The following is a 19,760-nucleotide window of genomic DNA, read 5'->3' as shown; positions in this document are numbered from 1 at the left end:
TGCAGAGTCCCGCTCCGATGCAGAGCCCGCCTCCGCCGCCGGTGCGGAATCCCGGGGCGATGCACGGCGGGCCGCCCGCGCCGCCGGGGCCGCCCGCGCCGCCTCCGGCCGCCGCGTCCGAGCAGCCGCCCGGCGGCTTCTCCCCGCCGGAGGCGGAGAAGCAGGACGAGCCCTTCGCGCCGCCGTACACGCAGCTCGGCTACCAGCCCGCGGGCGCCGTCCCACCCCAGCAGGCACCGCCGCGGCAGGCACCACCGCGGCAGCAGCAGCCGCCGCCTCAACAGCAGAGCCCCGTCCCGGCGCCGCGGCAGGCGCGGCAGTCGCCCGCGCAGACCGCGTTCGACCCGTACTCCACCCGCATGGACGACGGCGCGCACCCGACGAACCCGGAGGTCCCGCCCGCCCCGGCGAGCCCGCCCGGTACGCGCGTCCTCGGCCCCGGCGACCTGGAGGACGACCCGGCCGCGCCCCCGGCGCCGCCCGTCCCGGCGGCCGGGCCGGGGACGAAGGTCATGTCCAAGACGATGGTCGGCGACTTCGACTTCCTGGACGACACCCCGTCCCCGGACCGTCCCGTCGACGAGATCCCGCCGCCGCGCGACCGCAGCGAGCGGCGCGTGCTGGAGCGGTTCGGGTTCGGCTTCGTCTACGGCGACCACGACGCGAGCGACCTGCTCGCCGGGCTGAAGCAGCAGGTCCAGGAGTGGGACGCGCCGGTCGGCGAGAGCCCCGAGGAGACGCGGGTGGACGGCGCGCCCAGCTCCATGAAGCCCGCCGTGCCGGGCGTCCTGCTGGTCGGCGCGCCGCACTCGGGGCAGCGCAGGCTGTCCAGGATGATCGCGCTGACGCTGGCGAACGCGGGCCTTGGGGACGGTTCGATCCGCGCGCACGACGCCGAGGACGTCCGGGACGCCCCCGCCGACAAGATCGGCCGGATCCTCGCCCAGCCGGGCCCGGTGATCCTTTTCGAGCGGCTGGACGTCGCGGTCGCCTCCGCCCCCGACCCGGGGGCGGTCGTCGGCGCGGTGCGCCGGGCCCGCCGCGACCCGGTGAACACGACGCCGGTGATCGCGACCTGCGAGCCGCACGCCTACAAGCGGCTGCTGCGCGAGCATCCGAAGCTCGTCCAGGCGTTCCGGGTGCACCGGCTGCCCGACTTCGGCGACCTCGACAACCGGATGACGCTGCTGCACCTGCTCGCCGAGGAGCGCCGCGTCACGATCGGCGCCGCCGCGCTGGAGGTCGCCCGCGAGGACCTGAACCGGCTGCGCGGCCCCGGCGACCTGGTCAACGCGCGGCTCGTCGAGGCGTACCTGGACCAGGCCGCCCAGCGGAACATGGAGCGCGCCGGGGCGTCCCACGACCGGCTCGTGCTCACCCCCGACGACCTCACCGGCGTGGCCGAGGGCATCGAGCCCGCGCTGCGCCCGCCCGGCGACATCGACGGCTACCTGCGGCGGCTCGACCAGCTCACCGGCCTGGACGAGGTGAAGGCCGCCGTCCGCGAGCTGGTCGAGGAGGCGGGGCTCGCCGCCGACCGGGCGCGCTACGGGGTGGCGAGCGACGGCGCCCGCCACCTGGTGTTCGTGGGCCCGCCCGGCACCGGGAAGACGACGGTCGCGGGGCTCGTCGGCGGGATCTACGCGGCGCTCGGGCTGCTGGAGTCGGGGCACGTGGTCGCGTGCCGTCCCGTCCACCTGGCCGGACGCGACCGGGCCGACACCGAGCACCGGGTGGCGAGCATGGTCGAGCAGGCGCTCGGCGGGGTCCTGCTGATCCAGGAGGCGTACCGGCTCGACCGCAGCCCGGACGTCGTGACCGAACTCCTCGGCCGCATGAACGCGGGCCGCTCCAGGTTCCTCGTGATCTGCACGAGCCCGGCGGCGGAGATGGAGGGGTTCCTCGCGGGCAACCCACGCTTCCAGGCCGAGGTCGCCCGCGTCCTCGAATTCACCGGGATGGGCGACCGCGACATGGTGCGCCTCTTCCAGAGCTACGCCGAGCGCGACCTCTACATGCTGGACGAGGAGCTCCGCGTCGAGCTGCTGAGCCGCTTCGAGCGGCTCCGCGAGGACCCGAGGTTCGCCTACGCGCGGACGGTCCGCGCCCTGTTCGAGCAGACGGTGGCGCGGCAGGCGGCGCGGCTCGCGGGCGCGGACGTGAACGCGGCGACCGTCGCCCGGCTCACCGCCCGCGACCTGCCCGAGACCGCGCTTGAGCAGCTGCTCGGCGACTTCCGTCCGGGCGGCTGACGGCCGCCCGCGGCACCGGTCCAGTCCCGGCGTCCTGGGACGAACGGGACATAGGCATCAGACCGTCGTCTTCGGGGAAGGCTACGACCATCGGGGCCAGGGTGGGCCACATGACGACCCACCTTGAGTGGCCCTTGAATGGCCCTCTTGGGTCATGTGCCCCCGAGGGGCGGAAGCGTAGCCTCGACCTTGGGTATGGGGGAGACGAACGGAGGTGGACGCGGTGCGCCAGAACCTTGATCTGCGCGTCCACGACCGTGTTGCGCTGGACGAGATCGAACTCTATGCCGAGATGCTCAGCGCGGTGGCGGCGGCGGAGCGGCCGCTGACCGTCGCGGAAATCGACATGGTGCTCGGGGTACGGTCCGACGAAGCCGGTCGTCGCGAGCTGACGCAGATCGACTGAGCCGAAGCTCGCAGTAACCGGGGACGCGATCACGGCGTCCCCGGTTCTTTTATGCACGGAGGGTGACCAACAGCACCGTGCCGTTACTGTAAGCAATCTCACTTCGGACGCCGTCCGGCGGCCCGCGGCCGGGACCGGACGCGGGCCCTCCGGAAGGCCCGCAGCGGCGCGCATCCCCGCAGATAGGGGCCCGCGCGGGAGGTATGTTCCCGGTGATCTCGGGCAATCTTGAAGATGAGAGGATGGAGGACACCAGCCGAAGCTGGGGCAAAGGTTCTTTTTACGGCCGGTTGCGCCTACGATCCTCTGCGGACTGTTCCGGCACATCAGGAGAACGACGTGCGCTTGCGTCTCACGCCGCGTGAGGACAGCTTCTACGACATGTTCGCCGACTCGGCGAACAACCTGGTCACCGGCGCCAGGCTGCTCGTGGAGCTCATCAGCGACGGCGCCGACCGGGTGGCGATCGCGGAGAAGATGCGCGCCTGCGAGCACGCCGGCGACGAATGCACCCACGCCATCATGCGCCGGCTCAACGAAACGTTCATCACCCCGTTCGACCGCGAGGACATCTACCGGCTGGCCTCCACGATCGACGACGTGATGGACGAGATGGAGGAAGCCGCCGACCTCGTCGTCCTCTACAAGATCGATGAGTTCCCCAAGGGCATCGTCAACATGGTCGAGGTGCTGGAGCGCGCGGCGGAGCTGACCGCCGAGGCGATGCCGAGGCTCCGCTCCATGAAGGAGCTCAACGAGTACTGGATCGAGATCAACCGCCTGGAGAACCAGGGCGACCAGGTGTACCGCAAGCTGCTGGCGCACCTGTTCAGCGGCGAGTACGACACGCTCACCGTCCTGAAGCTGAAGCAGGTCATCGACCGGTTGGAGGAGGCGGCGGACGCCTTCGAGCACGTCGCCAACACGGTCGAGACCATAGCGGTCAAGGAATCATGAGCGACGTCGGCTCGACGATCGTCCGGGAGCCGGCGCCGGAGGACGATCCGGCCTCCCTTGGCGAGCAGGCCACGCGCCGTGTGTCCGGCCGCGCGTGGCTGCTGCTCCTCGCCGGGATCGCGCTGGTCATGGTGGCCGGCGCGCTCGGCCTCCGGGCGGACGCGCAGGCGGCGGTCCTCGTCCTGGTCGTCGTCGTGGCGCTGGTCTTCGACTACACGAACGGGTTCCACGACGCCGCGAACGCGATCGCGACGGCGGTGTCGACGCGGGCGCTGACGCCCCGGGTCGCGCTCGGCATGGCCGCCGCGATGAACATGATCGGCGCCCTGCTCGGCGTCGGCGTGGCGAAGACCGTCAGCGAGGTGATCAGCCCGCCGGACGGGCTGCACGGCCTCACCGTGGTCGCCGCCGGGGTGCTCGGCGCGATCACCTGGAACCTGATCACGTGGTACTTCGGGCTGCCGTCGTCGTCCTCGCACGCGCTGATCGGCGGGGTCGTCGGCGCGGGGCTCGCGTCGGCGTCGTCGGTGAACTGGAGCAGCGTCCTCGACAAGGTCGCGATCCCGATGGTGCTGTCCCCGGTCGTCGGGTTCGTGCTGGCCTACCTCGTGATGGTGGCCATCCTGTGGACGTTCCGGCACGCGCAGCCGAGCCGGGTCGGACGGCGGTTCCGCATCGCGCAGACGCTGTCGGCCGCGTCGCTCGCCCTCGGGCACGGCCTCCAGGACGCGCAGAAGACGATGGGGATCATCGTCCTCGCCCTGGTCACGACCGGGCACTCCAACGGCGAGACCGTCCCGTGGTGGGTGATCGTCTCGTGCGCGGGCGCGCTGTCGGCGGGCACCTACGCGGGCGGCTGGCGCATCATGCGGACGCTCGGCCGCAAGGTCATCGAGGTCGATCCGCCGAAGGGCTTCGCCGCGGAAGCGACGGCCTCCGTCGTCCTGTACGCCACCGCCTTCGTATGGCACGCTCCAATCTCCACGACCCACACCATCACCTCGGCCATCATGGGCGCGGGCGCGACCAAGCGGCTGTCCGCCGTCCGCTGGGGCGTCGCCGGGAACATCATCACGGCCTGGGTCCTCACCATGCCGATGGCCGCCGCCGTCGCGGCGGTCGTCTACTTCGTCGTCCATTTCTTCGGGGCGTGATTTTCCCAGGGGGGCTGTGTTTCCCCAGGGGGGCTGTGTTTTCCCAGGGGGGCGACCCCCTGGAACCCCCGTTGGTCGCGAGGGGCCGTTTCCCGAGTCGCGTTCGCTTTCGGGAAACGGCCCCTCGCTCCGCGGTTCGTGCGGCCTCCGGGCGTGGCCGCCCTCCGGCCGCACGAACCGTGGGCCCGGCTCAGGTTTCTTCCAACAAGAGCTTTGGGCTATTGGGTGGTGATGCGGGTCAGTGGTGGGGGTGTGATGGTGCCCTGGGCTTGGAAGTAGGCGACTAGGGTGTCCAGGTCTATCTGGCCTAGGACCTGGTCTTTGCCTTCGGTGAAGACTGAGAAGCCGTCGCCGCCGCCGAGTAGGAAGTTGTTCGCCGCTACCTTGTAGACGGCGGCCGGGGTGACCGGCGTTCCGTCCACGGTGATCGCGGAGACGCGGTCGCCTACCGGCTTCGTGCGGTCGATCGTGAAGTGCAGGTTCGCGGAGGGCTGGAGGATCTTCTCGCCTGCGGACGTCCACTGCTGTTCGAGGAGGGCGTCGAGTTGTGCGCCGGTCAGGGATGTCACGCCCATCACGTTGCTGAACGGCTGGACGGCGAACGCCTCGCCGTAGGTGACGACGCCGTCGCCCTCCGAACCGCTCGCCTTGAACGTCAGGTCGGTGCGGACGCCGCCCGGGTTCATGAGTGCGATCTGGCCGCCTAGGTCCTTCGTCCCGGCCAGCTGCGCGTCGGCGATGACGTCGCCGAGCGCGGTCTCCCCGGCGGGGGACGGCGCGCGGGTCAGGTCGGCGGTGATCCTGCCGATGGGCTTGTTCGCGATCGCCGCGACGCGGTCCTGCCAGGTCTTCACGAACGCCTGCGTCGCCGGGTCCGGCGGGACGTCCCGCGTGACGACGTGGTTGTCGCCCTGGAGGGACGACCGGACGACGTCCCCGGTGCGCCGGTCCACCTTCAGGTTCACCTCGGTGATCACCCGGCCGAAGGACGAGCCGGACGAGAACAGCCGGGGCCGCCCCTTCGGGTCGGGCACGGAGCAGATGTACTGCTGGTGCGTGTGCCCGGACAGGACGACGTCGATCTCCGGGTCGGCGTCCTTCGCGATGCGCGACCCGGCGCCGGGGACGATCCCGCACTCGTCCGGCCGCGACCCGGACTTCACCTGGTCGCCCTCGTGGACGAGCAGCACGATCGCGCGGACGCCGCGCCGCTTCAGCTCGCGCGCGGAGCGGTTCGCGGCGGCGACCTCGTCGTCGAACGTCAGGCCCTTGATGCCCTCCGCCGTGACGATGCTCGGCGTGGTCTTCGTGACGACGCCGATGAAGCCGACGCGGACGCCGTTGACGCGGCGGATCGTCCACGGCTTCAGGATCGGCCGGTCCCTCTTCAGCACGTTCGCGGCGAGGTAGTCGTACTTCGCGCCGCGCCACGTCCCGTCCGGCGTGCAGCCGTCGACGGGGTGGCAGCCGCCGTTCTGGATGCGCAGCAGCTCCCTGTAGCCCTCGTCGAACTCGTGGTTGCCGACCGCCGAGGCGGTGACGCCGATGTCGCCGAGGAACTTCACCGACGGCTCGTCGTGGTAGGCGGCCGAGATCAGCGGCGAGGCGCCGATCAGGTCGCCCTGCGCGACGGTGAGCGTGTCGCGGTTCTGGAGCCGCTTGATGTGGGCCGCGACGTAGGCGGCGCCGCCCGCGTCGACGGTGTTGCCGTTCTCGTCCACGGCCCGTCCCGAGCTTCCGGTCGGCGGCTCCAGGTTGCCGTGGAAATCGTTCAGGGCGAGAAGGCGAACTGACGCCGCCGGGGGGCCTGGGGGGTCGTCCCCCCAGAAGTAACCGGACGCCGTGGGGGCCGGGCGTGCGGCGGCGGGCTGCGCGGTGAGGCCCGCGACCGTCAGCGCCGCCGTGGCGCAGGCCAGGATGGTGCGTCGTCGAGTCATGCTGCGGACGGTAAGTGCGTCCGGCATACGCTTCCCGGCGGCGCGATGACGTTTTCATGACGACTTGATCAGGGGCGACGCGCCCGCGCGGGCGCATAGGGTGGCGATCATGAGCGAGGTGCGCGCGGTGGGTGACGGGGAGGTCGGCGACGTGCTGGCCCTGGTCGAGGCGGCGGAGGCCGCCGACGGGGTGGGCCCGCTGTCCGAGCACGCGCTCCTCGCCCTGCGCGGCGGCCGCGCCGGGACGGTCGTCGCCGACGGCCCCGCCGTCGTCGCGTACGCGCATCTCGACCCGGCGGCCGAGGGGGAGCCCGCGGCGGGGGAGCTGGTCGTCCATCCGGAGCACCGGCGGCGCGGGCACGGGCGGGCGCTGCTGCGCGCGCTGCGGGAGCGGGCGGACGGCCCGCTCCGCGTCTGGGCGCACGGCGACCTGCCGTCCGCCGCCGCGCTCGCGAAGGCCGAGGGGATGTCCCGCGACCGCGCGCTGTTCCAGATGCGGCGTCCGGCGTCCGGTCCGCTGCCGGAGCCGGACCTCGCCGAGGGCGTCGCGGTCCGCGCGTTCGAGCCGGGCCGGGACGAGCGGGCGTGGCTGGACGTGAACGCCCGCGCCTTCGCCGACCACCCCGAGCAGGGCGCCTGGACGATCGAGGACGTCCGCGACCGCGAGGCCGAGGACTGGTTCGACCCGGCCGGGTTCTTCCTCGCCGAGCGCGGCGGCCGCCTCGTCGGCTTCCACTGGACGAAGGTCCACCCCGGCGGCCTGGGCGAGGTCTACGTCGTCGGCGTCGACCCGGACGCGCAGGGCCTCGGCCTCGGCCGCGCCCTCACCCTGACGGGTCTGCGCCACCTCCGCGACGCGGGCGTCGAGCAGATCATGCTGTACGTCGACGAGTCCAACGCCGCGGCCGTCCGCCTGTACGAAAAACTGGGCTTCACCAGGCACGCCGTGGACGTCATGTACGCCACGGAAGCCACCGCCTGAACCGGACCGTTCTAAACCTCCTTGACTCATTCCGGGTAGGTTTTTTGGCTTCGTGAGCTGCGGTGTTAACCCCGCGGCCACTGCAAATCGGGACATTCTTCGCAACCAGGCTCTGCCCCGTTCATCTGTCGTTCACCGGGATCAGGGCGGCTGGTCACCTCGCCTGCCTAGCGTCGCTCTCGACGGCGACCCCGGCGCCTGGCGGAGCGGACCAGGACCGGCCAGGGGCTTCGCCCAACGAAACCAAGGAGACCCTCCGGTGAAGAACGGTTCCCGACTCGCCGCCCTCGGCGGCGTGGTCGTCGCGGGGGCGCTGGCCCTCACCGCATGCGGGAGCGACAACAACACGACGGCCAGTTCGAGCAGCGCGCCCAAGGGCGACATCGACTGCGCGAAGGCCAGCGTCAACGCGGCCGGGTCGAGCGCCCAGAAGAACGCCGTCGAGGAATGGACGAAGCTCTACGCGAGCAAGTGCGCGGGCGCCAACCTCAACTACAACCCGAACGGCTCGGGCGCGGGCATCCAGGCGTTCACGAGCGGCCAGGTGGCGTTCGCCGGCTCCGACTCGTCGCTGAAGCCCGAGGAGGCGGCCGCCGCGCAGAAGCGCTGCCAGGGGAGCAACGCGCTGAACCTGCCGATGGTCGTCGGCCCCATCGCCGTCGTGTACAACCTGAAGGGCACGGACGGTCTGAAGGTGTCGTCCGAGACACTCGCCGGCATCTTCTCGGGCAAGATCAAGAAGTGGAACGATCCGGCCATCGCGAAGGAGAACGAGGGCGCGAAGCTGCCGTCCTCGGACATCAAGCCGATCTACCGCTCGGACGAGTCCGGCACCACGGACAACTTCACGAACTACCTGCACACCACCGCGCCGAAGATCTGGACGTGGGAGAAGGCCAAGAAGTGGCCGAACTCCACCGGTGAGGGCGCCCCCAAGTCGGACGGCGTGAGCAGCCAGGTGAAGAGCACCGACGGCGCGATCTCCTACGTGGAGATGTCGTTCGCGAAGAACAACGGCCTGCAGAACGCGCACGTGAAGAACGGCGCCGGCGAGTACGCCGAGCTGTCGCCCGACAGCGCGTCCAAGGCCATCGCGGGCGCGCAGGTCACCGGCACCGGCAACGACGTCGCGCTGAAGATCGACTACTCCACGAAGGAGCCGGGCGCGTACCCGATCGTCCTCGTGACGTACGAGATCGCGTGTGAGAAGGGGCTGCCCGCCGAGCAGGCGAAGTTCGTGAAGTCCTTCCTCACCTACACCTCCAGCGCGGACGGCCAGAAGATCCTCACCAGCCAGGGGTACGCGCCGCTTCCGCAGAGCGTGCTGACCAAGGTCCAGACCTCGGTCAAGGCGCTGTCCTGACATCTGACGACGACACCCGCAGCCCCGCCGCCGGAGACCCCGGCGGCGGGGCAGGCGCGGGTTCGGGCGACGTGACCGAAGGAGGACCCCCCATGACCAGCGAGACCGGCGTCGAGTCGGGCGCGGAGGCGCGGGTCGGCGCGCGGCACCGCGCCACCGGCGCCCGGATGAGCACCGGACGGGCCGGCGACCGGATCTTCGCGGGGGCGGCCCGCGGCTCGGGCATCACGGTGCTCGCGATCGTCGCCGCGATCGGCGCCTTCCTCGTCTGGAAGGCCATCCCCGCCCTCCAGGACAACCAGGCGAACTTCCTGACCAGCGAGGAGTGGAACCCGAACGCGGCGCCGCCGCGGTTCGGGATCGCCCAGCTCGCGTTCGGGACGGTGATGTCCTCCCTGCTGGCGATGCTGATCGCGACCCCGGTGGCGATCGGGATCGCGCTGTTCATCTCCTTCTACTCGCCGCGCCGGCTGGCGTCCGGGCTCGGCTACGTCGTCGACCTGCTCGCCGCCGTCCCGAGCATCGTGTACGGGCTGTGGGGCCTCGCCTTCCTGTCCAAGCACATGGAGGGCATCAGCGACTTCCTCAACGGCACGCTCGGCTGGATCCCGCTGTTCGGCGGGGACAGCCCGGGCAAGAACTCGATCTTCACCGCCGCGGTGGTGCTGGCGATCATGATCCTGCCGATCATCTCCTCCATCTCGCGGGAGGTGTTCCTCCAGGTCCCGCAGTCGCACATCGAGGCGTCGCTGGCGCTCGGCGCGACCCGCTGGGAGATGATCCGGATGTCGGTGCTGCCGTACGGGCGGTCCGGCATGATCGGCGCCTCGATGCTCGGCCTCGGCCGCGCGATGGGCGAGACGATCGCCGTGGCGATGGTGCTGACCTTCGTGCCCGGGATCAACTGGCACATCCTGGAGAACGGCGGCAGCACGTTCGCGGCGAACATCGCCAACAGCTTCGACGAGGCGTCCACGACCGGCCGCGGCGCGCTGATCGCCTCCGGTCTCGTCCTCTTCGTCATCACCCTCGTCGTCAACATGGCCGCCCGCGCGGTCGTCGCGCGCCGGAAGGAGTTCGCGTGACCACGGTCTCCACCCGCAAGGACCGTCCGGGGGCCTCGCTCTCCTCGATCTCCGCCGGGCGGCGGATCAAGGACCGGACCGTCCAGGCCCTCGTCTACCTGGCGTTCGCGCTGGCGCTCATCCCGCTGCTGTCGGTCCTGTGGACCGTCGTGGTGAACGGCGCGAAGCGGTTCGACCTGACGTTCTTCCAGTACTCGATGAACGCCGTCAGCGGCAGCGACGCGGGCGGCGGCGCCTACCACGCCATCATCGGGACGCTCGAACAGGTCCTGATCACGAGCCTGATCGCCGTCCCGATCGCCGTGCTCACCGCGATCTACCTGGTGGAGTACGCCGGCAACGGGCGGCTCGGCAAGGTGATCAGCTTCACCGTGGACGTGATGACCGGCATCCCGTCCATCGTCGCGGGCCTGTTCGTGCTCGCGCTGTGGCTGCTGACGTTCGGGTTCGACTTCTCCGGCTTCGCCGGTGCGCTCGCCCTGACCATCCTGATGATCCCCACCGTCGTGCGGGCCAGCGAGGAGATGCTGAAGCTCGTCCCGTCCGAACTGCGCGAGGCGGCCTACGCGCTCGGCGTGCCGCGCTGGCGGACGATCCTGTTCGTGGTCCTGCCCACCGCGCTCACCGGCATGATCACCGGGATCATGCTGGCGGTGGCGCGGGTGATGGGCGAGACGGCCCCGCTGCTGCTCACGATCTTCTTCACCAAGGCGATCAACGAGAACGCCTTCAGCGGGCCGCAGGGCTCGCTGCCCACCTTCATCTGGGAGCAGGCGAAGGACCCGAACCAGAACTCGATCGACCGCGCCTGGACGGGTGCGCTCGTGCTGATTCTGATCATCATGCTGCTCAACCTCATCGCCCGTTTCGTGGCGGGACGGCGCAGGCCCGCGGGCCGCTGACATCCGGACAAAGGAGCAACCACCCCATGGCCAAGCGGATCGAAGTGTCCGGGCTGCACGCCTACTACGGTGCCGTCCACGCCATCGAGGACATCTCGATGACGGTCGAGCCGCGCTCGGTGACGGCCTTCATCGGGCCGTCGGGCTGCGGCAAGTCCACGTTCCTGCGCACGCTGAACCGGATGCACGAGGTCATCCCGGGCGCCCGCGTCCAGGGCAAGGTCATGCTCGACGACGAGGACCTGTACGAGTCGTCCGTCGACCCGGTCGCGGTGCGCCGCGTCGTCGGCATGGTGTTCCAGCGGCCGAACCCGTTCCCGACCATGTCGATCTACGACAACGTGGCGGCCGGGCTGAAGCTGAACGGGGTGCGCCGCAAGGCCCGGCTGGACGAGATCGTCGAGGAGTCGCTGCGCGGCGCCAACCTCTGGAACGAGGTCAAGGACCGGCTGAGCCGTCCGGGCGCGGGGCTGTCCGGCGGGCAGCAGCAGCGGCTCTGCATCGCCCGCGCGATCGCCGTCCAGCCGCAGGTCCTGCTGATGGACGAGCCGTGCTCCGCCCTCGACCCGATCTCCACCCTCGCCATCGAGGACCTGATCGAGAAGCTGAAGGCGCAGTACACGATCGTCATCGTCACCCACAACATGCAGCAGGCCGCCCGGGTCAGCGACCGCACGGCGTTCTTCAACATCGCCGGGACGGGCAAGCCGGGCAAGCTCATCGAGATCGACGACACCAGCAAGATCTTCACGAACCCGGAGCAGAAGGCGACCGAGGACTACATCACCGGCCGCTTCGGCTGAGCCACCGGTAGCGAAGAGGTCCCCGGAGCCCCCGTCCCCCCAAGGCTCCGGGGACCTCTTCATCCGGCCGCGCCGCGCCGCCTCCGCGCGTTCCCGGACGCGGCGTGGTAGCACGGTCGTATGGGCCGTGTGCACCGGGTCCTCCCGCCCGCGATCGCAGTGGCCGCCTGCGTGCTCGCGGCCTGCTCGGGCGACGCGGGCGGCGCGGGCGCCGTCCAGGCCGGGCGGGCGCGCTGCGGCGACGGCTGGCCTCCGGCGCGCGCGGGCACGCGGACCTTGCTCGTCCACAACGGCGACTCCGCCCCGGTCGACGTCACCGTCGTCGACCCGACGAGCGGGGCGGTCTTCGCCGAGCTGGAGGGCGTCGGGCCGGGGGTGACGCGGCCGCTGCGCGTCGGCCTCGGCGCCGGGACCTACGCGATCGGGTGCCGTCCAGCGGACGGCGCGGCCGTCACCGGGCCGCGCGTCCGGGTGACCGGGCCGGGCGGGGGAGCGCGCGGCGTCCGGCCGCTGACGCGGAACGACCTGGACCCGGCGGTGCGCGCGTACCGGGCCGGGGTCATCGCGGGGCTCGGCGCGCTGGCGCGGCGCACGGACGCGCTGCGGGACGCCGTCCGCTCCGGTGACCTCGACGCGGCGCGCGCCGCCTGGCTCCCGGCCCATCTGGCCTACGCGCGGCTCGGCGCGGCGTACGGCGCGTTCGGCGACCGCGCGGACGCGATCGACGGGCGCCCGGCGGGGCTCCCGGAGGGCGTGCGCGACCCGGGTTTCCGAGGTTTCCACAGGGTGGAGCGGGGGCTGTGGCACGGCGCGTCCGCGGCGTCGCTGCGCGGGCCCGCCGACCGGCTGGCGGCCGACGTCCGGGCGCTGCGGGACGGCTTCCCGCGCGCGGAGATCGACCCCGGCGACCTGGGCCTGCGCGCCCACGAGATCCTTGAGGACACGCTCCGCTTCGAGCTGACCGGCGCGACCGACCAGGGCAGCGGCACGACCCTCGCGACGGTCGCCGCGAACCTCGACGGGACGCGGACGGTGCTCGCCGCGCTCCGTCCGCTCCTGGCCGACCGGCTGCCGGAGCTGCCGGAGGTCGACGCGTGGCTCGACCGCGCGTCCCGGCTGGTCCGGGCCCAGCACCGGCACGGGCGGTGGACGCCGCTCGACCGGCTCGGCACGGTCGAGCGCGAACGCCTCAACGGCGCGATCGGGGAACTCGCGGAACGCCTGGCCTCGGTCGCGACCGTGGCGGCCGTGCGGAGGACGCCGTGACCGCCGCCGAAGGGCCGGGACGGCGGACGTTCCTGCGCGGCGCCCTAGCCGCGGGCGTGGCGGGCGCGGCCGGTCGCGCCGCTCCGGCGCCCGAGCCCCGGTTCCACGGCGTCCACCAGGCCGGGATCCTGGACGCCCCGCGCCCCCGCGCCATGCTCGCCGCGTTCGACGTGGTCGCCGCGACACGGGCCGAACTGGCCGAGCTGCTCCGTGCCGTGACGGCCCGGGCCAGGGCGCTGACCGGCGGCGGCGCGCCGCCCGAGGTCGGGGTCGCGGGCCCGCCGCCCGACTCGGGCGTCCTCGGCCCGGACGTCCCGGCGGGCGGCCTCACCGTCACCGCCGCCGTCGGCGCGTCGCTGTTCGACGACCGGTTCGGGCTGGCGCCGCTGCGTCCCGCCCGGCTGACGCGGATGCGGACGTTCCCCAACGACGACCTCGACCCGGCCTGGTGCCACGGCGACCTGATGCTCGTGTTCGCCGCGCCCGACGAGGACACCGTCCTGCACGCGCTGCGCGACGTCTGCCGCCACACGCGCGGCGCGATGCAGGTCAGGTGGCGGATCGGCGGGTTCACGAGCAGGCCGCGGCCGTCCGGCGCGTCCCGGAACCTGATGGGCTTCAAGGACGGCGTCGCGAACCCCGACGTCACCCGCGCCGCCGTCCGGGACCGGCTCGTCTGGGCCGCCCGGGACGGCTCCGAGCCCCGCTGGACGGCGGGCGGCACGTACCAGGTCGTCCGGCTGATCCGGATGCTCGTCGAGTTCTGGGACCGGATCGCGCTGTCCGAGCAGGAGCGGATCTTCGGCCGGGCCCGGGACACCGGCGCCCCGCTCGACGGCACGCACGAGCGGGACGTCCCGCGCTATTCCGCCGATCCGGTCGGCGAGGTCATCCCGCTCACGAGCCATATCCGGCTCGCCAATCCGCGCGTCCCCGAGACCGAGGACAGCCGCATTCTGCGCCGTGCCTGGAACTACGACCGGGGCACGGACGGCGCCGGGAACCTCGACATGGGGCTCGTCTTCACCTGTTTCCAGCAGGACCCGAAGCGCCAGTTCGAGGCCGTCCAGGAACGGCTCGGGGACGAGCCGCTCACCGACTACGTCTCACCGTTCGGCGGCGGCTATTTCTTCGCCCTTCCGGGTGTCGTGGACGCCTCCGACCATCTGGGCCGCGCGCTGCTGGCCTGAACCCGCCGAGGAAAAGGAGGAGGAAATGCGCCGCAAGGCCACGGTATGGGCCGCGTTCGCGGCGGCCGCCGGGATGGTGGCCGTCCTCGGCGCCGCCTGCGACTCCGCCGGAGACGGGAACGAGGCGAGCGCCACGCCGCCGCTCGGCGGCCGTTCCGGGACGACGAGCACGCCCATCAAGCACGTCGTCGTCATCTACGGCGAGAACGTCTCGTTCGACCATTACTTCGGGACGTATCCGCGGGCGGCGAACACCGACGGCGTCCCCTTCCACGCCGCGAAGAAGACCGCGAAGGTCGATGGGCTCACCAAGGAACTCCTGACCAAGAACCCCAACCGCTACAACCCGAAGCGGCTGCGCCGGTCCCAGGCCCTGACCTGCGACCAGAACCACGGCTACGCCGCCGAGCAGAAGGCCGTGAACGGCGGGCGCATGGACAGGTTCGTCGAGTTCACCGAGCGCGGGAAATGCACCGGGCAGCCGATCCTCTTCGGCGAACCGGGCCTGGTCATGGACTACTTCGACGGCAACACCGTCACCGCCATGTGGAACTACGCGCAGCACTACGCGATGAGCGACAACTCCTGGGACTCGGTGTTCGGGCCGTCCACTCCCGGAGCCCTGAACCTCGTCTCGGGGCAGACCCACGGCGGTTACGCGGCCGACCCGAAATCGCACCGGAAGGTCGACGACCCTTCGGTGGTGGCGTCCGCGGACGCGAAGGGGATCGGGACGGTCATCTCCGATCCCGACCCGGCGTTCGACGACTGCTCGAACCGCGACCACACGGCCGACAACAATCTCGCCGTCATGACCGGACGCAACATCGGCGACCTCCTGAACGCCAAGAACGTCACGTGGGGCTGGTTCCAGGGCGGTTTCCGCCCGACCGGGACGAAGAACGGCTACAAGGTGTGCGGGTCGTCCCACGCCAATATCGGCAAGAACCTCGTCATCGACTACAGCCCGCATCACGAGCCGTTCCAGTACTACAGGTCGACGGCGAACGAGAGGCACCTGCCGCCGTCCTCGACCGCCGCGATCGGCCATACCGACCAGGCCAACCACCAGTACGACCTGGCCGACTTCGACGCCGCGCTCGCCGCGCACAACCTGCCCGCCGTGAGCTTCCTCAAGGCCGCGCAATTCCAGGACGGGCACGCGGGCTATTCCGACCCGCTGGACGAGCAGGCGTTCGTCGCGTCCACCGTCAACAGGATCCAGCGGTCGCCGGAATGGGCGTCGACCGCGATCGTCCTCGCCTACGACGACTCGGACGGCTGGTACGACCACGTCGCCCCGCGCGTCACGAACGGCTCGGACGACCCCGCGCAGGACCAGCCCGCCTGCCGGAAGGTCCCCGCCGCCGCGGGGCAGCGCGACCGGTGCGGGCCGAGCCAGCGGCTCCCGATGCTCGTGATCTCCCCGTACGCGCGGCCGGGGCATGTCGACCACCGCCCGCTCGAACAGGCGTCCGTGCTGCGGTTCATCGAGGACAACTGGGCGACCGGCCGGATCGGCGGCGGCTCCTTCGACGCCCGCGCGGGCGCCCTGACCGGCATGTTCGACTTCGGCCGCCCGCGCGCCGGGCGGCTGATCCTCGACCCCGCGACCGGGCGGGTCGCGCGGTGACGGTCAGGTCCGCGCGGGGGCCTTCTCCTCGGCGTCGCCGGGGCGGTGGTCGGGCACGAACCGGTACCCCACGTTCCGCACCGTGCCGATCAGCGACTCGTACTCGGCGCCGAGCTTCGCGCGCAGCCGCCGCACGTGGACGTCCACGGTCCGGGTGCCGCCGAAGTAGTCGTAGCCCCAGACCTCCTGGAGGAGCTGGGCGCGGGTGAAGACACGCCCCGGATGCTGCGCGAGGTACTTCAGCAGCTCGAACTCCTTGAACGTGAGGTCGAGGACGCGGCCGCGCAGCCGGGCCGTGTAGGTCGCCTCGTCGATCGTGAGGTCGCCGCTGCGGATCTCGCCGGGGGCGTCGTCGTCCTCGTCGGCGGCGGCGCGCCCGGCGGCGAGCCGCAGCCGCGCCTCGACCTCGGCGGGGCCCGCCGTCTGGAGCAGGACGTCGTCCAGGCCCCATTCCGGGCTGAGCGCGGCGAGGCCGCCTTCGGTCACGATGGCGAGGAGCGGGCAGTCGAGCCCGGTGGTGCGCAGCAGCCGGCACAGGCTCTTGGCCTGGACGAGGTCGCGGCGGGCGTCCACCAGCACGACCTCGCCGGGCGGCGTGTCGATGAGCGCGGACGCCTCCGCGGGCGCGACGCGCACCGAGTGCAGCAGGAGTCCCAGCGCGGGGAGGACCTCGTCGGAGGGCTCCAGCGCGTTGGTCAGCAGGAGCAAGCTGCTCAAATGCCGCCTCCCGTCCAAAAAGACGTAGGACCCAGGCGGCTCACCCTCCAGTCCCGATCACGGTCGGCGACTCAAGGACGAGGTGACCATGAAGGGTCTGTTGGATGAACTCCATGGCCTCGTCGCCCGGATCCCTCACCCCGAGCATAACCGAGCCGCCTCTCGGCGCACCGAAGCGGCCACCGGCGTAACCGGGGTTCCGGGGGTTCCTCCCCTTGAATGAGCAGGGAGACTGGGGATATGGGCAGAGGAACCATGCGCTACTGGGCGGCGGCCAAGGCGGCGGCGGGCACGCACGAGGAGCCGTACGACGCCGCCACGCTGGCCGACGCGGTCGCCGCCGCGCTCGCCGCGAGGGCGGGACGGGACGGCGGCGAGTTCGAGCGCGTCGTCCGGCGCAGCTCGTTCCTCGTGGACGGCGACCCGGTCGGGAGCCGTCCGCACGCGTCGGTGGCCCTGCGGGACGGCGGCGTCGTCGAGGTGCTCCCGCCCTTCGCGGGCGGCTGATCGCCCTCAGGTTCGGCGTTCCCGGAGTGATTTTCCTGGTAGCGAGGTCATTCTCCGGTCTGACTCGTTCGCCGTGGTTCGCCCACTATCGTGTGGCGACGCGGACGCCGGAGCCGAAGGAGAATGATGCGGAAAGTACTGCTCGTCCTGCTGATCCTCGTCGCCGTGGGTCTGGTCGTCGCCGACCGGCTCGGCGTCCGGATCGCGGAGGACAAGATCGGTGAGCAGGTCGCCGCGCAGTACGACCTGCGGCAGCGGCCGGACGTCACCATCCACGGCATCCCGTTCCTGACGCAGGCGATCGGCGGCGACTACGACCACATCGAGGTCGAGATCGGCGACTGGACCGAGCGCGGCGTCACCGTCAGCGGCGTCAAGGTCGACATGCGCGGCGTCGACGCGCCCATCTCGGAGGTCACGAAGGGCGGCGCCGCGAACGTCACGGCGAGGACGGCGACCGCGTCCGCCGTCGTCCCCTACGACGTGATCAAGAAGGAGGCGCCGCGCGGGGTGAAGCGGATCGGGCCGAAGGGCGACAACCTGGAGGTCGGCCTGCAGACCGTCTTCCTCGGCCGCCCGTTCGACGGCACGGCGGTCGTCCAGGTCAAGCCGACCGCGCGCGGCATCGCCGTGTCGCCCCTGTCGGTGGGCTCGGACGGCGGCCCGCAGGTGCCGCTCGCGCTGGTCAGGCAGCAGCTCACCTGGATCGTCCCGGTCGCGAGCCTGCCGCTCGGGTCGCGGATCAGCGAGATCCAGCCGACCCCGGACGGGCTGCGCGTCGCCGCGACCGCCGAGAACGTCCACCTGAACGATCTGCGCCAGCAGCCGAAGTGACCGGCCGCCGAAATGATCCGGCGGGTGTGAACCGGCACGGGAAGGCGTACGTGTCCTAGGTGTGGGTCCCACCGCGGATGAGGGTTTGCTGCGCGCCCTGTACAGCGAGCACGGCGGTCCCCTCCTCGGTTACGTCCTGCGGCTGACCGGCGGGGACCGCCCCCAGGCCGAGGACGTCGTCCAAGAGACGCTGGTACGCGCCTGGAAGCACCCGGAGGCGCTGGCGGGACGCCCCGTCCGGCCGTGGCTGTTCACGGTCGCCCGCAACCTGGTCGTGGACGCGCACCGGGCGAAACGGGCACGCCCCCCGGAGACGGGCATCGACGAGCACGTCATGATGACGGCGACGGGCTCGGACGACATCGACCGCGCCCTGGAGTCCTGGACGGTCGCCGAGGCGCTCGCCGGGCTCAGCCCGCCGCACCGCGCGGTCCTCGTGGAGACCTTCTACAAGGGCCGGTCGGTCGCGGAGGCGGCGAAGACGCTGGGCGTCCCGCCCGGCACGGTGAAGTCCCGCACCTACTACGCGCTGCGGGCGCTCAAACTCGCATTGGAGGAGCGGGGGTTGGCGCCATGAACGGCTGCGCGGACGTGCGCACCTCCCTCGGAAGCTACGTGCTCGGCGCGCTCGACCCCGCCGAGCGGGCCGGGCTGGAGGCCCACCTGGCGGACTGCCCGGCCTGCCGGGACGAGCTCGCCGGCCTCGCGGGCCTGCCCGCCATGCTCGGCCGGGTCGACGAGGCCCAGCTCGCCGAGCTCGCCGGACCGCCGCCCGAGCTGCTGGACGGCCTGCTCGCCCGCGCGGCCGACCGGAGGAGGGGACGGCTCGGGCGGCGGCCCGGCGCCGGGTGGGCCCCGCTCGCCGTCGCGGCGTGCCTGCTGCTGGTCGTCGGGGCCCTGTTCGGCGGGTTCGTCCGCCCGTCCGGATCGCAGGACACGGCGGAGCCGCCCGAGCGGCCGCCGTCCGCGTCCGCGGGGAGCGCCGAGCGGATCACCGCCGAGAACCCCGCGAGCAACGTCAAGGGCTACGTCCTGCTCAAGAAGCGGCAGTGGGGGACGGAGGTCGAGCTGCACCTCGCGGGCGTCCCGAAGGGGTCGCACTGCAAGCTGCTCGTGATCGCGCGGGACGGCCGCCGGGACGCCCTCGGGAGCTGGTACGTCCCCTACGACGAGGGCTACGGCGAGTACCGCGGCTCCACGATGTTCCCGCGCGGGCAGCTCTACTCCTTCGAGATCGTCGGCCTGGACGGCCGGCCCCTGCTCTCCATCCCCGCCTGAAGGAAAGAAACGGAAGCGGACGCGGAAGAAGCGGCGCCCCGCGACGGTTGTCGATGGCGATGACAGGTCTATGGATCGCGGTGGCCGTGCTCGCCGCCGCCACGGTGTTCGGGCTGCTGCGGCGGCGCCGTGACGGCGTCCTGCGCGCCCAGCGGGGGAGCGGGGACGCGGTGGCCGACACCCTCGGGCCGGACGAGCTCGGCGCCGAACTCGGCGAGAAGGCGACCCTGCTCCAGTTCTCCAGCGCGTTCTGCGCGCCGTGCCGGGCGACCCGCCGCGTCCTCGGCGAGGTCGCCGAGATGGTGGACGGCGTCGCCCACGTCGAGCTGGACGCCGAGTCCCACCTCGACCTCGTACGCAGGCTGAACGTGATCCGGACGCCGACGGTGCTCGTCCTGGACGGCGCCGGACGGGTCGTCCGCCGCGCCGCCGGGGCGCCGCGCAAGCCCGAGGTGATCGCCGCCCTGGGCGAGGCGATCCCGTGAGCGATCCCG

The 19,760-nt window shown here is 72.0% G+C and carries 19 protein-coding genes; 17 read left to right on the top strand and 2 right to left on the bottom strand.

Going from position 1 to position 19,760, the window contains the following annotated elements:
- From ACH01S_RS46580 to ACH01S_RS31695, 4 genes are all read left to right on the top strand, one after another.
- Positions 1-2,252, top strand: a 2,252-nt coding sequence (locus ACH01S_RS46580) for an AAA family ATPase (protein ID WP_218010464.1), incomplete at its 5' end; no start/stop codon positions are given.
- Positions 2,253-2,466: 214 nt separating this feature from the next.
- Complete coding sequence (locus ACH01S_RS31705) at positions 2,467-2,658, top strand: hypothetical protein (protein WP_306303268.1); 192 nt, start codon at positions 2,467-2,469, stop codon at positions 2,656-2,658.
- Between the two features lie 339 nt (positions 2,659-2,997).
- Positions 2,998-3,615, top strand: coding sequence for a DUF47 domain-containing protein (locus ACH01S_RS31700; protein WP_067900109.1), 618 nt, complete (start codon positions 2,998-3,000; stop codon positions 3,613-3,615).
- A complete protein-coding gene (locus ACH01S_RS31695; RefSeq protein WP_083981366.1) occupies positions 3,612-4,769 on the top strand; it encodes an inorganic phosphate transporter in 1,158 nt (385 codons plus the stop codon). The genes ACH01S_RS31700 and ACH01S_RS31695 overlap by 4 nt, the downstream gene beginning before the upstream one ends.
- A 218-nt stretch (positions 4,770-4,987) precedes the next feature.
- On the opposite strand, the gene ACH01S_RS31690 is transcribed toward ACH01S_RS31695, so the two are convergent.
- Positions 4,988-6,706 (bottom strand): bifunctional metallophosphatase/5'-nucleotidase, encoded by a 1,719-nt coding sequence (locus ACH01S_RS31690; protein WP_067900106.1) that lies wholly within the window; start codon positions 6,704-6,706, stop codon positions 4,988-4,990.
- A 109-nt stretch (positions 6,707-6,815) separates the two neighbouring features.
- Between ACH01S_RS31690 and mshD the strand changes: the two genes are divergently transcribed.
- The 8 genes from mshD (at position 6,816) to ACH01S_RS31650 (ending at position 15,930) form a co-directional block, all read left to right on the top strand.
- A complete protein-coding gene (gene mshD / locus ACH01S_RS31685; RefSeq protein WP_067900133.1) occupies positions 6,816-7,688 on the top strand; it encodes a mycothiol synthase in 873 nt (290 codons plus the stop codon).
- A gap of 259 nt (positions 7,689-7,947) precedes the next feature.
- Positions 7,948-9,051: a phosphate ABC transporter substrate-binding protein PstS gene (pstS, locus tag ACH01S_RS31680; RefSeq protein ID WP_067900103.1), complete on the top strand. Its 1,104-nt coding sequence runs from the start codon at positions 7,948-7,950 to the stop codon at positions 9,049-9,051.
- A 92-nt stretch (positions 9,052-9,143) separates the two neighbouring features.
- A complete protein-coding gene (gene pstC, locus ACH01S_RS31675) occupies positions 9,144-10,136 on the top strand; it encodes a phosphate ABC transporter permease subunit PstC (protein WP_067900100.1) in 993 nt (330 codons plus the stop codon).
- Positions 10,133-11,038, top strand: a complete 906-nt coding sequence (pstA, locus tag ACH01S_RS31670) for a phosphate ABC transporter permease PstA (protein ID WP_067900096.1) — start codon at positions 10,133-10,135, stop codon at positions 11,036-11,038. Before pstC ends, pstA begins: the two co-directional genes overlap by 4 nt.
- Positions 11,039-11,064: 26 nt before the next feature.
- The gene (gene pstB, locus ACH01S_RS31665) at positions 11,065-11,841 is read left to right on the top strand and encodes a phosphate ABC transporter ATP-binding protein PstB (protein ID WP_067900093.1); all 777 of its coding nucleotides are present in this window, start codon (positions 11,065-11,067) and stop codon (positions 11,839-11,841) included.
- A 120-nt stretch (positions 11,842-11,961) separates the two neighbouring features.
- The gene (locus ACH01S_RS31660; protein WP_083981365.1) at positions 11,962-13,107 is read left to right on the top strand and encodes an EfeM/EfeO family lipoprotein; all 1,146 of its coding nucleotides are present in this window, start codon (positions 11,962-11,964) and stop codon (positions 13,105-13,107) included.
- The gene (locus ACH01S_RS31655; protein WP_067900090.1) at positions 13,104-14,297 is read left to right on the top strand and encodes a Dyp-type peroxidase; all 1,194 of its coding nucleotides are present in this window, start codon (positions 13,104-13,106) and stop codon (positions 14,295-14,297) included. Before ACH01S_RS31660 ends, ACH01S_RS31655 begins: the two co-directional genes overlap by 4 nt.
- A gap of 25 nt (positions 14,298-14,322) precedes the next feature.
- Positions 14,323-15,930 (top strand): phospholipase C, encoded by a 1,608-nt coding sequence (locus ACH01S_RS31650; RefSeq protein WP_067900089.1) that lies wholly within the window; start codon positions 14,323-14,325, stop codon positions 15,928-15,930.
- Positions 15,931-15,933: 3 nt separating this feature from the next.
- On the opposite strand, the gene ACH01S_RS31645 is transcribed toward ACH01S_RS31650, so the two are convergent.
- A complete protein-coding gene (locus tag ACH01S_RS31645) occupies positions 15,934-16,647 on the bottom strand; it encodes a winged helix-turn-helix transcriptional regulator (RefSeq protein WP_067900085.1) in 714 nt (237 codons plus the stop codon).
- A 240-nt stretch (positions 16,648-16,887) separates the two neighbouring features.
- Between ACH01S_RS31645 and ACH01S_RS31640 the strand changes: the two genes are divergently transcribed.
- The 5 genes from ACH01S_RS31640 to ACH01S_RS31620 all read left to right on the top strand — a co-directional run bounded on the left by ACH01S_RS31640 (position 16,888) and on the right by ACH01S_RS31620 (position 19,751).
- On the top strand, positions 16,888-17,154 hold the full coding sequence (locus ACH01S_RS31640) for a MoaD/ThiS family protein (RefSeq protein ID WP_067900083.1): 267 nt from the start codon (positions 16,888-16,890) through the stop codon (positions 17,152-17,154).
- A 126-nt stretch (positions 17,155-17,280) separates the two neighbouring features.
- Entirely contained in the window at positions 17,281-17,988 is a 708-nt protein-coding gene (locus tag ACH01S_RS31635) for an LmeA family phospholipid-binding protein (protein ID WP_067900080.1), read from the top strand.
- Positions 17,989-18,049: 61 nt separating this feature from the next.
- Positions 18,050-18,565: a sigma-70 family RNA polymerase sigma factor gene (locus tag ACH01S_RS31630; RefSeq protein WP_067900077.1), complete on the top strand. Its 516-nt coding sequence runs from the start codon at positions 18,050-18,052 to the stop codon at positions 18,563-18,565.
- Positions 18,562-19,266 (top strand): anti-sigma factor family protein, encoded by a 705-nt coding sequence (locus ACH01S_RS31625; protein WP_067900072.1) that lies wholly within the window; start codon positions 18,562-18,564, stop codon positions 19,264-19,266. Before ACH01S_RS31630 ends, ACH01S_RS31625 begins: the two co-directional genes overlap by 4 nt.
- A 140-nt stretch (positions 19,267-19,406) precedes the next feature.
- Positions 19,407-19,751, top strand: coding sequence for a TlpA family protein disulfide reductase (locus ACH01S_RS31620; RefSeq protein ID WP_370671592.1), 345 nt, complete (start codon positions 19,407-19,409; stop codon positions 19,749-19,751).
- Positions 19,752-19,760 lie beyond the last annotated feature (9 nt).

The sequence above is a fragment of the Actinomadura chibensis NBRC 106107 genome (assembly GCF_001552135.1).
Lineage (GTDB): Bacteria > Actinomycetota > Actinomycetes > Streptosporangiales > Streptosporangiaceae > Spirillospora > Spirillospora chibensis.
This window is presented reverse-complemented; position numbering and strand designations above follow the sequence as displayed.